This window comes from Litoreibacter albidus, from assembly GCF_900107015.1.
Lineage (GTDB): Bacteria > Pseudomonadota > Alphaproteobacteria > Rhodobacterales > Rhodobacteraceae > Litoreibacter > Litoreibacter albidus.
Map to the genome: position 1 here is coordinate 90439 of NZ_FNOI01000001.1, position 15529 is coordinate 105967.

At 61.4% G+C, this 15529-nt stretch carries 16 protein-coding genes; 6 read left to right on the forward strand and 10 right to left on the reverse strand.

Translation table 11 applies throughout. The features are described 5' to 3' along the window. Positions 1–42: 42 nt before the first annotated feature. Positions 43–393, forward strand: coding sequence for an H-type lectin domain-containing protein (locus BLW66_RS00460; protein ID WP_170833350.1), 351 nt, complete (start codon positions 43–45; stop codon positions 391–393). A gap of 94 nt (positions 394–487) precedes the next feature. Here the strand turns inward: BLW66_RS00460 and BLW66_RS00465 are convergent, their stop codons facing one another. Then, positions 488–1504, reverse strand: coding sequence for a ribose-phosphate pyrophosphokinase (locus tag BLW66_RS00465; RefSeq protein ID WP_089943363.1), 1017 nt, complete (start codon positions 1502–1504; stop codon positions 488–490). A 117-nt stretch (positions 1505–1621) separates the two neighbouring features. Here BLW66_RS00465 and BLW66_RS00470 point away from each other — a divergent pair, with 117 nt between their 5' ends. After that, positions 1622–2218, forward strand: coding sequence for a 2-hydroxychromene-2-carboxylate isomerase (locus tag BLW66_RS00470; protein WP_089943365.1), 597 nt, complete (start codon positions 1622–1624; stop codon positions 2216–2218). A gap of 38 nt (positions 2219–2256) precedes the next feature. Here the strand turns inward: BLW66_RS00470 and BLW66_RS00475 are convergent, their stop codons facing one another. From BLW66_RS00475 to BLW66_RS00505, 7 genes are all read right to left on the reverse strand, one after another. Then, complete coding sequence (locus tag BLW66_RS00475; RefSeq protein WP_089943370.1) at positions 2257–3309, reverse strand: threonine aldolase family protein; 1053 nt, start codon at positions 3307–3309, stop codon at positions 2257–2259. A 4-nt stretch (positions 3310–3313) separates the two neighbouring features. Continuing rightward, on the reverse strand, positions 3314–3778 hold the full coding sequence (locus BLW66_RS00480) for a YcgN family cysteine cluster protein (protein ID WP_089943374.1): 465 nt from the start codon (positions 3776–3778) through the stop codon (positions 3314–3316). Continuing rightward, positions 3775–4707, reverse strand: coding sequence for a bifunctional riboflavin kinase/FAD synthetase (locus BLW66_RS00485; RefSeq protein WP_089945579.1), 933 nt, complete (start codon positions 4705–4707; stop codon positions 3775–3777). Before BLW66_RS00485 ends, BLW66_RS00480 begins: the two co-directional genes overlap by 4 nt. A 38-nt stretch (positions 4708–4745) precedes the next feature. Further along, a complete protein-coding gene (locus BLW66_RS00490; RefSeq protein WP_089943377.1) occupies positions 4746–5204 on the reverse strand; it encodes a MaoC family dehydratase in 459 nt (152 codons plus the stop codon). Positions 5205–5288: 84 nt separating this feature from the next. Then, positions 5289–6161: a TIGR01459 family HAD-type hydrolase gene (locus BLW66_RS00495; RefSeq protein ID WP_089943379.1), complete on the reverse strand. Its 873-nt coding sequence runs from the start codon at positions 6159–6161 to the stop codon at positions 5289–5291. A 66-nt stretch (positions 6162–6227) separates the two neighbouring features. Beyond that, entirely contained in the window at positions 6228–7145 is a 918-nt protein-coding gene (locus BLW66_RS00500; RefSeq protein WP_089943382.1) for a manganese-dependent inorganic pyrophosphatase, read from the reverse strand. An 89-nt stretch (positions 7146–7234) separates the two neighbouring features. Further along, the gene (locus tag BLW66_RS00505; protein ID WP_089943385.1) at positions 7235–8704 is read right to left on the reverse strand and encodes a hypothetical protein; all 1470 of its coding nucleotides are present in this window, start codon (positions 8702–8704) and stop codon (positions 7235–7237) included. 119 nt (positions 8705–8823) lie between these two features. On the opposite strand from BLW66_RS00505, the gene BLW66_RS00510 reads away from it, so the two are divergent. From BLW66_RS00510 to BLW66_RS00525, 4 genes are all read left to right on the forward strand, one after another. Next, positions 8824–9492 carry a DUF2161 domain-containing phosphodiesterase gene (locus BLW66_RS00510; protein ID WP_089943386.1) on the forward strand — a complete coding sequence of 223 codons (669 nt, stop codon included), beginning with the start codon at positions 8824–8826 and terminating at the stop codon, positions 9490–9492. A gap of 172 nt (positions 9493–9664) precedes the next feature. Then, on the forward strand, positions 9665–9952 hold the full coding sequence (locus BLW66_RS00515) for a co-chaperone GroES (protein ID WP_089943389.1): 288 nt from the start codon (positions 9665–9667) through the stop codon (positions 9950–9952). A 71-nt stretch (positions 9953–10023) separates the two neighbouring features. After that, positions 10024–11667 (forward strand): chaperonin GroEL, encoded by a 1644-nt coding sequence (groL, locus tag BLW66_RS00520; RefSeq protein WP_089945581.1) that lies wholly within the window; start codon positions 10024–10026, stop codon positions 11665–11667. 146 nt (positions 11668–11813) lie between these two features. Continuing rightward, positions 11814–12653: a DMT family transporter gene (locus tag BLW66_RS00525; protein WP_089943392.1), complete on the forward strand. Its 840-nt coding sequence runs from the start codon at positions 11814–11816 to the stop codon at positions 12651–12653. Here BLW66_RS00525 and dprA read toward each other — a convergent pair. Next, positions 12650–13777: a DNA-processing protein DprA gene (gene dprA / locus BLW66_RS00530; RefSeq protein WP_089943395.1), complete on the reverse strand. Its 1128-nt coding sequence runs from the start codon at positions 13775–13777 to the stop codon at positions 12650–12652. The genes BLW66_RS00525 and dprA overlap by 4 nt on opposite strands. Positions 13778–13956: 179 nt before the next feature. Beyond that, complete coding sequence (tldD, locus tag BLW66_RS00535) at positions 13957–15387, reverse strand: metalloprotease TldD (protein ID WP_089943398.1); 1431 nt, start codon at positions 15385–15387, stop codon at positions 13957–13959. Positions 15388–15529 lie beyond the last annotated feature (142 nt).

Below are 15529 nucleotides of genomic sequence, written 5' to 3' on the forward strand. Positions count from 1 at the left end.
CGCCGGATTTTCCGCGTAGGACGGCGTCGTAAAAGGTAGATAATGCAACGTTTGACCAGCAATAATATCGGAATCACGCAAGGCTCGCGGGTCTTGTTTTCCGATTACATTGATGACGGGCCGATGTGGACGGGCACTGGCCCGCGCGAGCATCGTTTCGAGGTCGAATTCGAGCAGGCCTACGCCGCAATTCCCAATGTGATGGTCTCCATCGCGATGTGGGACAGCGACACAGAAACCAACCAGCGCATGGACATCGCTGCCGAAAACATCTCGGAGCACAGCTTTGACTTGGTGTTTCGCACCTGGGGCGACAGCCGTGTCGCGCGCGTGCGCGCCAACTGGATGGTGATCGGACCGCTGCCCAATGAGGACGACTGGGTTCTGTATTAGAGCCGTCCAAATGGGCCTGCGGCGCGAGATGGTTTGTTGGGGGCTTTGCCCCCAAACCCCCAAGGTATTTTTGAAGCAATGATAGGGCGAAAGCCTAGGAGTTGGGGTAGAGGCTTTCGTAGATCGGCTCCAGCGTTTCATTGTCGAACAGCGACGAGACGGACATGCCACCCGCAATGTTCAAAATGGCCTGCGCAAACATCGGCGCGGTTGGCACGATGCGGATGTTCTTGCATTGCTGCACCGCGGCCGTGGGCTCGATACTGTCGGTGATCACGAGGCTTTTCATCACGGAGTTGGTGATGCGATCCACCGCGGGGCCGGAGAGGACGCCGTGGGTGATGTAGCTGTGGACCTCTGTGGCGCCCGCGTCCATCAGGACTTCGGCGGCTTTGCACAAAGTGCCCGCCGTGTCACAGATGTCATCGACGATGATACAGCGCTTACCGGTCACGTTCCCGATTACGGTCATTTCCGCCACTTCACCGGCCTTCTCGCGGCGTTTGTCGACGATGGAGAGGGGGGCCTTGATGCGCTGCGCCAATTCGCGCGCGCGGGCCACGCCGCCCACGTCGGGCGAGACGACCATGACGTCTTCCATGTCTTGGAAGTGGTGCAGGATATCGAGCGCAAAGATCGGCGATGCGTAGAGGTTATCGACCGGCAGGTCGAAGAAGCCCTGGATTTGCGCTGCGTGCAGATCCATCGTCAGAACCCGCTCCACGCCAGCCTCCGCGATCAGGTTGGCCACCAGTTTGGCGGAGATCGGCGTGCGCGCCTTGGTGCGGCGGTCCTGACGGGCGTAGCCGAAGTAGGGGATCACGGCGGTGATGCGCTGCGCGGAAGAGCGGCGGAGCGCGTCGGTCATGATCAACAGCTCCATCAGGTTGTCGTTGGCGGGATTCGACGTGCTCTGGATGATGAACATGTCCTCGCCGCGGACGTTCTCGAAAACCTCCACGAAGATTTCGCCGTCGTTGAAGCGCTCAACGCGGGTGTCGATGGGTTTCACGGCTTGGCCGCGATGCATGGACATGCGCTTGGCGATGGCGTCGGCAAGCGGAATGTTGGAATTACCGGCGATGAGTTTTGGATCGGTATTGACTGGCATGTGGTGTCCCCGTTTGGCAGCTATCACGGACCCGTGTTCCCCAACCGGCCCGCGTTGCGATCCCCGTAACACCCGACTAGGATTCGCGCAAAGGCTTAACCCCATAAGGACGTCCAAATGCCACATATAGACTATTATTTCGCAACACTGTCCCCTTACACCTACATGGTGGGGGGGCGTTTCGAGGAGGTTGCGGCCAAACACGGCGCGACGATCACCTATAAGCCCTTGGATATCATGGGGCTGTTCGGGCGCACGGGCGGCACGCCGCCACCGCAACGCCACCCGAACCGTCAGGAATGGCGTCTGCAAGAGATGCGCCGCACCGCCAAAAAGCTGGACATGCCGATCAACCTGAAGCCCGCGCATTGGCCGACCAACCCTGCGCCATCGTCTTACGCGATCATCGCGGCGCAAGAGACGGGGGGCGACGTGGCGGGGCTGGTGCAATCCTTCACCCGTGCTTGTTGGGCGGAGGAGCGCGACATTGCCGAGGACGATGTGGTGCGTGAAATTCTGGCGCGGCACGGGTTTGACCCGGCCATCGCGGACAGCGGATTGCTGTCAGGGGCGGAGCAATACGGCCGCAATCTGGAAGACGCGGTTGCCGCCGGTGTGTTCGGCGCGCCGACGTTTATCACTGACACGGATGAGCGGTTCTGGGGGCAGGACAAGATCGAAGATCTGGATCTTTATCTGTCCGGCAAGTTGTAGAAAAATATGGCCCCGCCTTGGTGCGCGGGGCCGCTTTGCTAGCCGCGCAGCAAGTCTACCAATTGGTCGATCTCTGCCTCGGTTTTGTTCCAGTCGCAAACCATGCGGCAGCGGATCAAGTCGTCGTCGGGGCCATCCAGCGTGGCGTCGGCGGGGAACAGGTAGTACTTCGCACCGGCGTCCATAGCGCGGCGGTGGGCGGCGCGGGGCAGGTGGGCGAAGACCATGTTGGCCTCCGGCGTATCGGGGATTTCCGCGCCCTTTACAGTTTCCAACCCCTTGACCAGACGGGCGCAGTTGGCATTGGCCTGTCGGCCCAGCTTCAACCACAGGTCATCCGTCAGATAGGCGTCCATCTGCGCGGATAGGAAGCGGTGTTTGGAGAACAGATGCGCGCCGCGTTTGCGCCGCAGCTCGAACTCCCACGCTTTTTCTGGGTCGAAGAAGACCACCGCCTCGACACCGGCGCAGCCGTTTTTGGTGCCGCCGAAGGACACCACGTCGATGCCGGCTTTCCATGTCATCTGTGCGGCTGTGCAGCCGAGTGCCGCGCAGGCGTTGGCGAAACGTGCGCCGTCGAGATGGGTTTTCAGCCCGTATTCCTTGGCGATGGCGGTCAGGGCGGCGATGTCTTCCAAACTGTAGAGGGTGCCGACCTCGGTGGCCTGCGTGATGCTCACCGGCCCGCGTTGGACGCCGTGCACGCCCTTGTCGCCGGTGTTCACGATGGCATGACGCAGCGCGCTTGGGTCCATCTTGGCCCCGTCGCCGTCCACCAAGGTCAGGCGTGCGCCGTTGGCGTAAAACTCCGGCGCGCCGCATTCGTCCTCTTCCACGTGCGAGACGCGGTGCGCGAACATGGTGTCCCAGCTGTTGGTGTAGGTGGAGAGCGCCAGCGCGTTCGCGGCGGTGCCGGTGGCCACGAGGTAGACGGCGGCCTCCGGTGCCTCAAAAGTGGCGCGGATTTTGTCACGCACGCGGGGCATAATGCTGTCGTTGCCATAGGGCATTTCATAGCCCGTGTTGGCGTCCACAATGGCGTTCAGCACGCTTGGATGCATCGGGCCTGCGTTGTCGGAGGCAAAATTCATGGCGTCAGTCCTCGATTATGTAGTTTTCCCACTCGTCCTCGGACACCTCGAACTCCGGCACGGTCCAGCCCTGCACGGAAATTCCCGCGTCATGCACCGTTTGCGCGGTGCCGGAGATCAGCGGGTGCCAGTCCTCCAGCGGCTTGCCCTCGTTGAGCAGGCGGTAGGCGCAGGTTGGCGGCATCCAGTATCCGATGTCGTCGATGTTCTTTGGCGTCAGTTGCACGCAGTCGGGCACGAACTGCTTGCGAATGTCGTATTGCGCGCAGCGGCAGGTGTCACCGTCCAGCAGGCGGCAGGCCACGCGGGTGAAGGCGATCTCGAAGGTGTCTTCGTCTTCCAGCTTGTTTAGGCAGCACCGACCGCAGCCGTCGCATAGCGCTTCCCACTCTTTGGAACTCATGTCTTTGAGCGGGACTTTCTCCCAGAATTTATGGCGCAATCCGTCGCGCTGGATCGGGTCGCTCATAGGGCGGCCAGAATGCTGCGGGCGCGGTCGCAATCGGCGTCCATCTGGGTGATCAAAGCTTCTAGGCTGTCGAACTTTTCCTCGCCGCGCAGGTAATCGACCAAGGCCACAGACAGGGTTTCCCCGTAAAGGTCCCCCTTGAAATCAAACAGGAAGCTTTCGCAATTTGGCCGGTTCACGCCAAACATCGGGCGCACGCCGATGGAGGCCGCGCCGTGGTAGCTGCCTTGATGCGGGCCGGTCAGCACATCGACTAGCACGGCGTAGACGCCGAACTTTGGCGGGTGTAGCCCGTCGATGGACATGTTCGCCGTGGGGTAGCCCAATTCGCGGCCACGTTGGTCGCCTTGGATGACCTCCCCCTCAATGCGGTGCCAGTGGCTTAGCATTTCGGCGGCATCGCGGGTGCGGCCCTCGGCCAAGGCGGCGCGGATGTTGGTGGAGGACACTTGCGCCGTGTCTTGTGTGACCAAATCGGCGACGGTCACGCCGAAGCCGTATTTTTCGCCAAACTCTTGCAACATGGTGACGTTGCCGCCGCGCCCTTTGCCGAAACAGAAGTCCGCGCCGACGACCACATGCGTCAGGCCCAAGCCCTTGGCGATCACGTCGCGGGCGAATTCTTCCGCCGTCAGGCCCGACAGGCTCGTGTTGAAGTTCAGTTGATACAGACGCTCCACGCCCAGTTTCTCTAAGCGGTTGGCCTTGGCCTCCGCATTCATCAGGCGGAAGGGTGGGGCGTCTTTGGCGAAGAATTCGCGCGGGTGCGGCTCGAAGGTGACGATGCCCAGCGGCGCGTCCGGCGCGGCGTTGCGCGCGATGTCGATCACCGCTTGGTGGCCCACATGAACGCCGTCAAAATTGCCAATGGCCGCGGTCGCCCCGCGGTCCTCTGGTCGCACAAACTGGTAGTCTCGGATGATCCTCATGGCGTTTGGGTAAACGCCGTGCGGCACCGGTGCAAGCGTTAGTCGAACTTGCGCGAGGGGGCCAGAACGATGGCTTCGCCTTTTAGCACGTTTTTGCCGTCAACTTCGCAGCGGGTGTGCATGGTGACGCGGCGTTTGGCGTGGTCGATGTCGGTCACTTCGACCTCTGCCAGCACCATGTCGCCGGGACGCACCGGCGCCAGAAACTTCAGCGATTGGCCCAGATAAACCGTGCCATGTCCGGGCAGTTGCTCACCAATGACCGCGGAAATCAGGCCGGCGGTCAGCATCCCGTGGGCAATGCGGCCCTCAAAGATGGTGTCTTGCGCATAGTCGTCATCCAGATGCACCGGATTATGGTCGGTCGATATTTTGGCGAACATTTCAATGTCGCGGTCCGTCACCTGCTTGCGCAGATGGCGCTTCATGCCGATCTCAATATCTTCGATGCAGATGGTGCCGCGGGGCAGGTTGTCAGTTCGATGAACGTCGAGCATGGTGCGTAACTTTCAAACAATGAGTGTCGGTTGCTTGAAATATAATTACTTCGCACTTGCAGCAAAGTCCAGCTTTTTCGTGACCTACCGCAGGAAGCCAATAGTATAGGTTGGCGACACCATTTCCTTTTCCAGATAGGCCTTTAGCAGGTCTGCATCCGGCTGGTGGGTGGTTTTGGTCTCCGCCGCAGCCAACCCGCCCGAGATGAACAGGGAATCAAGATCCTCCCCCATAGCACCCCGAATATCGGTCAAAACGCCGTCCCCGATGCACAAAATGCGGTCGTCCGGCACGGTCTGGCCCAAGGCAGACAACCGGCGGCGTGCAAGGTCGTAAATCGGTGGGTGCGGCTTGCCAAAGTAGAGGCTTTCGCCGCCCATCTCTGTGTAAAGCTTCGCCAAGGCGCCCGCGCACCATTCGCGGGTTTCCCCACGGTCGACCACGATGTCGGGGTTCGCGCAAAGCAGTTTCAGGCCCTTTTGCTTGGCGTATAGGAAGTCGGGCCGCATCACGTCGGGGTCGGCAAACGGGTCAAACGGGCCGCAGCAGACGATGCCCTCGGCTTGGTCCAGTGGCACCTGCTGGATGTCCACGGGATTTTCGACGATTTCCAGCGGGTCAAAGAACGACTGGTCGTACGGCTGGCCGATAAAGTAGACCTTTTCACCGACCGCCCCGTTGAACATTGCATAGCGCGCGCTGTCGCCGGAGGTCGCGATCACATCCCAGCTGTCTGTTGCGACGCCGATCTTGTCCAACTGTTGCTCCACAGCGCCGCGGTGGCGCGGGGCGTTGGTCACAAAGATCACTTTGCCGCCTTTGGCGCGGTAGCTTTGCATCGCGGCAACCGCCTCGGCGAACGGCTCCAGACCGTTGTGGATGCAGCCCCAAAGGTCCACGAACAGAGCGTCGTAGCGGTCAGAAACTTCGGAAAGGTGGGTGATGATCTGGGACATGTGCAGCCTTGCGGTTGGAGGAAGCTTGGGCAGGCGCCCCAAATCAGAGGCACCCGCCGCTATGGATTAGACCTTCAGGGAAGGAATGATCTGCTTTTTGCGGCTCATCACGCCGGGCAGGACGACGGTGTCGCCTGTGACGGTTGCGCCGAAGGATTTTTCTGCCACGCGCTTGGACAGGTCGTTCGGGATCAGCATGGTGGCTTCCTCGTTCAGGATATCCACGACGAACAGCAGAACCTCGTTCACCTTGTCTTCGCCAGCGACGGCAGGCATCGCTTCCATGATCTCGGCCTTGCGGTCCAACACCATTTTCGGGCTGGTGGTTTCCAGCACGGAGACGCGGAACTTCACGCTCTCGACTTCGTATTCCTTGCTGTCCATGCGCAGCAACTCCGCCGCGGAGAACGCGGAGACGTCGGATTTTGCCGCGAACAGCTCTGCCGCGTAGCCCGCAATATCCACACCCAATTCAGCCGCGAGCTTTTCAGCCAAAGCACGGTCGGTGGCGGTCGTCGTCGGGGACCGGAACTCCAGCGTGTCGGACAGGATGCACGACAGCATCGCGCCCTTGATGTTGTCCGGCATATGCGCCGCGTGCTCGCCCATCAGGTCGTGCATGATGGTGGCGGTGCAGGCCAGCGGGCGGATGGTGATGTCGATCGGACCAGCCGTCTCAAGACCGCCCACCAGCTTGTGGTGGTCGATGACCGCTTGAACGTCCGCGCCGTTGATGTTGGCGGGTAGCTCGGCAGGGTTGTTGGTGTCGACGATCACGCAAGGCTGGCCGTCGGCCACATTGTCGATGATTTCCGGCTTCGCAAGGTTCCAGCGCTCCAGCATGAAGGCGGCTTCGGTGTTCGGCTCGCCCAAAAGCTTGGCAGCGGCGTCGCCGCCGGTGTGGTTGATGAACCATTCCCAGATCAGCGGTGATCCGGTGCTATCGGTGTCGGGGGATTTGTGGCCAAAAACAAAAGTGGTCATTGCAGGAGGTGTCCTCGTGATAGGTGCAGTCTTTGCGCGCCTTATAGGAGCCGCAGTGCGGCTTGTCACGCCAGCAAAGGTGCCGCCCGTTAGGCGGCGTTCAGTCGCGCACGCTTGAGGTCGGGGGTGAAGGGGATCGACGCCAGCTCCGGTGCCAGATGCGTCAAAAGCGCGTCGTTATAGACGTTGGCTTGCCGCTCCGCCACGGGCAGGCGCAGGCATCCCGCGATTAGGGCGCGGTCGCTGAACGGGTTCACCAGAAAGTTGCGCGTGTAACCGTAAAACTTCGGCTGCCACCCCGGAAGCAGGCTCTCGATGAATGCAAAGTCATAGGCCAGCGCCTGCGCGCCTTGCGGCAGGGTGGCCTTCCACGCCAGATAGTCGGGCTTGAACGCCGCCACGGTTTGCGCGCCGCCTGCGGGCAGGATGGCCAGCCGCTCCGTCGCGTAATCGGCGTCATGCCCGTCGGGGTGGGCGGCGTCGCGTGCCAGCCCGCGTTTCCAGTGGTTGGCTTTCAACAGCTCCATTACATTGCCGCGCAGCACCACGCCTTTGGGCACCTTGCGCGACAAGCCATCCAGCACGTCGTTGTTGGCGTCCCCCACGTAGCCCGCTGCCAAGCGGAACGCGGTTTTCTGACGCCTGCGGGCGACGCGGTTCGGGGTGTCGCGCTCTTGGTCCGTCGCGATGAAGGAGGCGTAGGTCACATGCTCCAGCCCCAAGCTGGCGGCGATCTGCTCGGACAGTTCGGCGTCAATCTTGCCCTGCCAGTTGGACACAAAGGTGTAGCTTTGGGCGATCTGTGCCAGATGCGGCTTGGCCGCAGCGGCAAGGTTGCGGCTGTCGCGCCCGCCAGAGAGCGGAAGCAGCGTGGTATACCCTGCGGCAATCGCACCGATTACGTCACTCAGACGTTGGCCCATGGCGGCGATCGTCTGATCCGGCCCATCTGTGGGGAATGTGGCGTCCGCCTTTGGCCAGAACCGTGTCAGCGTGAAATTAGCCAGATCAAGCCTGTGGTTGGGCATGACGCCGCGCACGTAGGCGTCGCGGGTAAAGCCAAGCGCGTAGCTGCCGCGCCCGCCTTGCACCGCGTCCACATCAAAGCGCGGGTTCTCGATGATCGGGCGGTCAAGGCACATCAACGGGGTGGAGGCCACGGTGCGGGTGTTCGCGTCGTAGACGACGCCCATTGACCCCGTCGGGTCGGCGTAGACCGCGCCCGCGCCGTCAATCGCCACATAGCGCCCCGCCGCAGCGGTCACGAAGGCCTCGAAGCTGGTCGCCAGCACATAGCCGTCGGTCACAAGTTTGCCTGTGCCGTCCACGGCCAGCCCCAGCACAACGCCGGCCAAGGCACCGTCTTCGCCGTGCAGGCGCGCAAACGGGGTGGAGCGGCAGTGGTGCAGCCGCCAGTCGTCGCCCAAATCGGTGACACGGTAGCCGTCGATGTGCAGCTCTTCCGATTGGCTTAGCGTGAACTGCCCTCTGAAGATGCGTGCAAATCTGAGACTGGCCGCGTCGCAGGCCTGATGGGCCGCAAGGGGGGCGCTTAACATGGCGGATGGCTCCTTTAGGGGCTCTGGTTGGCTGCTCTTGTTACGCGGATGATACACCAAGGCATGTGGCTTTGGCAAAACCTTGTTGCACGGGCCACGCGCCGTGTAGCGTCCGCGTCATGACCAGAGAGACAGAGCTATACGCGCCGGTGAAATCCTTCCTCATGGGGCAGGGCTACGAGGTGAAGGGGGAGATCGGCGCTTGCGACGTGGTTGGCGTGCGCGGCGACGATGATCCGGTCATCGTGGAGCTGAAAACCGCGTTCTCCCTAAGCCTGTTTCACCAAGGCATTGCCCGCATGGCGATGACGGATGACGTCTACATCGCGGTGCCGCGCAAAACCGGCAAGCCATTCCAGAAGGCACTGAAGGAAAACACCGTGCTGTGCCGCCGCGTTGGCTTGGGTCTGATCACCGTGCGCCTGTCCGACAATCTGGTGGAGGTCCACACCGATCCCGTGCCCTACGCGCCGCGCAAGTCAAAGAAACGCAAGGGGCGGCTCTTGAAGGAATTCGCGCGGCGGGTGGGGGATCCGAACGACGGCGGTGCCACGCGCCACGGGTTGATCACCGCCTACCGCCAAGACGCCATTCGCTGTGCGCGGTTCTTGGCCGTGCATGGGGCCTCGAAGGGCGCGAAGGTGGCGGCATGGGCCGAAGTGCCCACCGCCACACGGCTGATGCGCGACAATCATTACGGCTGGTTCGAGAAGGTTGAAAAGGGCGTCTACGCCCTGACCGCGCAGGGTCACAAAGGCTTAACAGACTATGGCGATCTGGCGGTTTGAGCCGCAACGCAAATGTCGCTCAAAAAGTTCCCCGAATTTTTTCACTGGGCTGTTGACTCACGTCGCGTGCCTACTTAGCTATCCGTCGTTAGCACTCGCATCGGGTGAGTGCTAACGGCTTCGGTCACCCCGAGGCCATGGGATTAACATTGGAGCTAAGGAGCACCAAACGATGGCATTGAAACCGCTTCACGACCGCGTTCTTGTAGAACGTGTTGAAGGCGACGAAAAAACCGCAGGTGGTTTGATCATCCCTGAGAGCGCAAAAGAAAAACCAGCTGAAGGCATCATTGTTGCCGTAGGCGAGGGCGCGCGCAAAGACTCAGGTGAGCTGATCCCTATGGCTGTCAAAGAAGGCGACAAAGTTCTGTTCGGCAAATGGTCCGGCACAGAGGTCACCGTTGACGGCAAAGAACTGCTGATGATGAAAGAAAGCGACGTTCTGGGCATTATCTCCTGAACCGGCCGGCGGGGTTAACCCCGCCCCAAAGCTTTCCGCACACACACTAAACTTTTAAGGAGCGCATGAAAATGGCTGCTAAAGACGTCAAATTCGACACAGAAGCCCGGAACAAGATGCTTAAGGGCGTCAACGTTCTGGCCAATGCTGTCAAAGTCACGCTGGGTCCAAAAGGCCGCAACGTGGTTCTGGACAAATCCTTCGGCGCACCGCGCATCACCAAAGACGGTGTATCCGTGGCGAAGGAAATCGAACTGGAAGACAAGTTCGAGAACATGGGCGCACAAATGGTCAAAGAAGTGGCCTCGCGTACCAATGACGAAGCTGGCGACGGCACCACAACCGCGACGGTTCTGGCCCAAGCTATCGTGCAAGAAGGCCTGAAATCGGTTGCCGCTGGCATGAACCCGATGGACCTGAAGCGCGGCATCGACATGGCAACTGCCAAAGTTGTTGAAGCGATCAAAGCGGCTGCACGCCCTGTCAATGACAGCGACGAAGTTGCACAAGTCGGCACCATCTCCGCCAACGGCGAAGTTGAAATCGGCCGCCAAATCGCTGACGCGATGCAAAAAGTTGGCAACGAGGGTGTTATCACCGTCGAGGAAAACAAAGGCCTGGAAACAGAGACCGATGTTGTTGAAGGCATGCAGTTCGACCGCGGCTACCTGTCGCCTTACTTCGTGACCAACCCAGAGAAGATGACAACAGAGCTGGAAGACTGCCTGATCCTGTTGCACGAGAAGAAGCTGTCTTCCCTGCAGCCAATGGTTCCACTGTTGGAAACTGTCATCCAGTCCGGCAAGCCACTGCTGATCATCGCTGAAGATGTTGAGGGCGAAGCCCTTGCAACTCTGGTTGTGAACAAGCTGCGCGGCGGCCTGAAAATCGCAGCTGTCAAAGCACCTGGTTTCGGCGATCGCCGCAAAGCCATGCTGCAAGACATCGCGATCCTGACTGGCGGTCAAGTGATCTCCGAAGACCTGGGCATGAAGCTCGAGTCGGTGACTATGGACATGCTCGGCACTGCCAAGAAAGTTCAGATCACCAAAGACGAGACCACCATCGTTGACGGCGCAGGCGAGAAAGCTGAGATCGAGGCACGCGTGTCCCAGATCCGTCAGCAAATCGAAGAAACGACGTCCGACTACGACCGTGAGAAGCTGCAAGAGCGCGTTGCCAAACTGGCAGGCGGTGTTGCTGTTATCCGCGTTGGCGGCATGTCCGAAATCGAAGTTAAAGAGCGCAAAGACCGCGTTGACGATGCATTGAACGCGACCCGTGCGGCCGTGCAAGAAGGTATCGTTGTCGGTGGTGGTGTTGCTCTGGTTCAAGCTGCGAAGGTCCTCGAAGGCCTGAAAGGCACGAACAACGACCAAGACGTCGGCATCAACATCATCCGCAAAGCCATCGAAGCACCTCTGCGTCAGATCGCTGAGAACGCCGGCGTCGACGGCGCTGTTGTGGCTGGTAAAATCCGCGAGTCCAGCGATCCGACTTTCGGCTTCAACGCACAAACCGAAGAATATGGCGACATGTTCAAATTCGGCGTGATCGACCCTGCGAAAGTGGTGCGCACTGCACTGCAAGACGCGTCCTCGGTTGCAGCGTTGCTGATCACCACGGAAGCTATGGTCGCTGACAAGCCATCCAAAGACGGCGGCGCGCCTGGGGGCGGCATGCCAGACATGGGCGGCATGGGCGGCATGATGTAATACGGCTCACGCCATATTACGCTGCAAATTGGGCCACCCTTCTTCGGAAGGGTGGCCTTTTTCGTTAACCGCTTTATGAAGGCCGCAGCTGTTAAAACGCCAATTTGCCATGTTCTTAGGCGCAAATTGCCACTAAGGCAGCGGTCATGCGTATCTTTCTCCTCACCGCCCTCACCATGTTGGCCTTTGCGGCCAACTCTGTCCTGAACAAATTCGGGGTGACTGACGGCGGTATGGAGCCTTTGGACTTCGCGATGCTACGCCTGTGGAGCGGCGCGCTCATGTTGCTGCTGCTGATCTGGCTGCGCCGCAAGCCCACGACCAGCCAAACACCCGAGACGGGCAGCCTGATCGGCACCGCATCCTTGCTGGTCTACGTGCTGGGTTTCTCGCTGGCCTACGCCACCCTAGAGGCGGGCGTGGGGGCGTTGATCCTGTTCGGCGTGGTCCAGTTGACCATGTTTATGGCCGCAGCCCTGACCCGTGAACACATCCCCGCCTTGCAATATGTCGGTTGCGGCGTGGCCTTCGCGGGGCTTGTGGCCTTGCTTTGGCCCGTCGGGGCAGAGGCCCCTGATCTGTGGGGCGCCATCCTGATGGCGGCGGCGGGTGTCGGTTGGGGTGTTTACACGCTGGTTGGGCGCGGGGCGGCGTCACCGCTTTTGCGCACGGAGCGCAATTTCAGATATGCCGCATTGTTCATGGGGGTGGTGGCCATCGGGATTGGCCTGCCCGTCGGGGCACCGCTTGGCCTTATGTGCGCCGTGGCGTCCGGCGCGCTGACCTCGGCGTTGGGCTATGCGCTGTGGTACCGCGTGCTGCCGCAGTTGCGCACAACCATCGCCGCGACCGCCCAGTTGACGGTGCCCGTCATCGCCTTGGGCGGCGGCGCGTTATTCTTGGGAGAGGAGTTGACCTTGCGCTTTGCCCTGTCGAGCCTTCTAGTACTTGGCGGCGTGGGCTTGGCGTTGCGCAAGGCCCGCTAATTCAGCCGCGTCAGCAACCCGCCGGGCTGTCGCTCTATCTTACCTTCCATTTCCAACAGCGTCAGCTGCGGCGACAACGCGCCCGCGTCAATGTTCAGATCGCGCATCAACTGGTCTTCGGCGACAGGTGTCGGGCCTAGCAATCCTAGAATTTCCGCGTGCGCAGCCCCATGCGGATGAACTGGCGCTGTCAGTACGGCGCGCGGTTTCGGGGGCGGTTCCAACTGCGCGGATGCGCCGGTGTTCGTCAGCACGTCCTGCGCGTGGCGCACCAATATGGCCCCGTCGCGGATCAACATGTTGCAGCCTGTCGCGCGGGCGTCCAACGGGTGGCCCGGCACGGCCATCACGTCGCGGCCTTGGTCCAGCGCGTTGCGCGCGGTGATCAGGCTGCCGGATTTCGCGGCGGCCTCCACCACCACAACGGCCCGCGACAGGCCCGATATGATCCGGTTGCGGCGCGGGAAATCCCGCGCTTGCGGTTGCAGGCCCAACATTCGCTCCGACAGGATCAAACCATCCTTGGCGATGTCATCATGAAGTTTGGCGTTTTCGCGCGGGTAGACCACATCAATCCCGCCTGCGACGACCGCAATGGTGCCACGGGGCAGGGCGGCGATATGGGCGGCGGTATCTATGCCCCGCGCAAGGCCGGAGGCGACGGTAAACCCTGCATTCCCCAGATCAGTCGCCAGCCCCTGCGCCATGCGCGTGCCCAGCGAGGACGCGTTGCGCGCGCCGACCATCGCGATGCTGGCGCGGCGCGTCAAAGACAGATCGCCCAACGCCCAAAGCACGGGCGGCGCGTCGTCTAGATCCATCAAGGCTTGCGGGTAATCTGGCGCGCCGTGCAGCAACAAAGTTGCACCGATACGTGCGCCGTGCTCCAACTCGCGCGCGGCGGCGTCATGGGTGCAGGGGGTGTAGCGGGCAACGCCTGCAGCGGATGCGATGCTAGGCAAGGCGTCCAACGCGGCCTCCGCGCTGCCGTGTTCGGCCAGCAACCGAAAGAAGGTGCTGACGCCAACACGTCTAGACCTGATTAAACGGAGCCAAGAGGCGCAGTCGCCCTGTGGTCCAGGGGGTGCGAGGGGGGGTGGGGTAGACAGCAGGTCGCTGGCCATTCTTCGCTCCGTTCAATCAGTGATCTCACTTTGGCGCGTCGGAGTTAAAGGAAGGTGAAGATGCCAGATGTTGCCCACTATTTCGCGTAAGCTTTTGAAAAGTTGTCGCTAATTTTTATCCCTGAACAAGGCGACACCCTGCCTCAATGGGCGCAAGGTGTCGCTCCAAAGGGAATCGCTTAGGTGGCTGACCCGCCAACCGTCAGACCGCCAATCTTTAGGGTGGGTTGGCCCACGCCAACCGGTACCCATTGGCCAGCCTTTCCGCAATTTCCTATGCCGGGATCAAGCGCCATGTCGTTGCCGATGGCTTGGATGTGCTTCAGTGCGGTGGCCCCGTCGCCGATCAGCGTGGCGCCCTTCACAGGCTCCCCGACGACGCCATTCTTCACGCGGTAGGCTTCGGTGCAGGAGAACACGAACTTGCCGTTCGTGATGTCGACCTGACCGCCGCCAAAGCCCACGGCATAGATGCCGTCTTTCAGATCACGCACAATCGCTTCTGGGTCCGCATCGCCGCCCAGCATATAGGTGTTGGTCATGCGCGGCATGGGGGCGTGGGCATAGCTTTCGCGACGACCGTTGCCCGTGGGCTCCACCCCCATCAGGCGGGCATTCTGGCGGTCTTGCATATAGCCGACCAGCACGCCGTCCTCGATCAATGTGTTCTTGCCCGAGGGTGTGCCCTCGTCGTCCACGGTGATGGAGCCGCGACGATCTGGGATCGTGCCGTCGTCCAGCACGGTCACGCCCTTGGCGGCAATTTGTTGCCCCATCAGCCCCGCAAAGGCGGAGGTTTTCTTGCGGTTAAAGTCGCCTTCCAGCCCGTGGCCAATGGCTTCGTGCAGCAAGATGCCCGGCCAGCCCGGCCCAAGCACCACGTCCATCACACCAGCGGGGGCGGGGACGGCGTCCAGATTAACCAACGCGATGCGCAGCGCCTCGCGGATCAGGCCTTGCCAGTGCGTCGGCTCCAGCAAGCCGTCGAGCATGGCGCGCCCGCCGCCGCCAGCCGTGCCACTTTCGCGGCGCCCGTCCTTTTCGGCGATAACGGACACGTGGATGCGGGTCATCGGGCGATCGTCGGTGACTAAGGAGCCGTCGGGGCGCAGAATCGCCACTTCTTGGTGGGACGCCGCGACGGAGGCCGACACCTGCACCACACGCGGGTCCAGCGCCCGTGCGAAGGCGTCGATTTCGCGCAATGTGTCGACTTTGGCGGTGAAGGGGATGCCCTGCATCGGGTCCATGTCGGAATAGAGCTTGGCATTGGTCCGTGCGGGGGCAGGGGCCAGCGTGCCGCCGCCCGCACCCACCGCAAGGCGGGCGGTGTCGGCGGCGCGGATCAAGGCGTGCTCCGATATCTCGGTGGCGTGGGCGTATCCGGCGGTCTCACCGCGCACCGCGCGCAGCCCGAACCCTTCGGAGGCGTCATAGCTTGCCGTTTTCAGGTGGCCGTCGTCAAAGGCGAACATTTCGCCGCGTTTGCGCTCCAGATACAGCTCCCCGTCGTCGGCGCCTTTGGTGGCCGCGCATAGAATCTCTAGGGCGCGGGTTTGGTCCAACATGGTCTCAAACGGGCGAAACGGGGCGGCGTTAGCGGAGGTCATTGGTGATTCCCTTGATTTAGCGCAAAATTGTGTGCGGCATGGTGGCGCTTTCAACGTGTCAGCGCTTGCCCCTTGCAGTGTAATATGGTTTCTCACGGGCCAGACGCAAGCGGGGGAGCCGTGCCTATTGAGCACGGCCCTG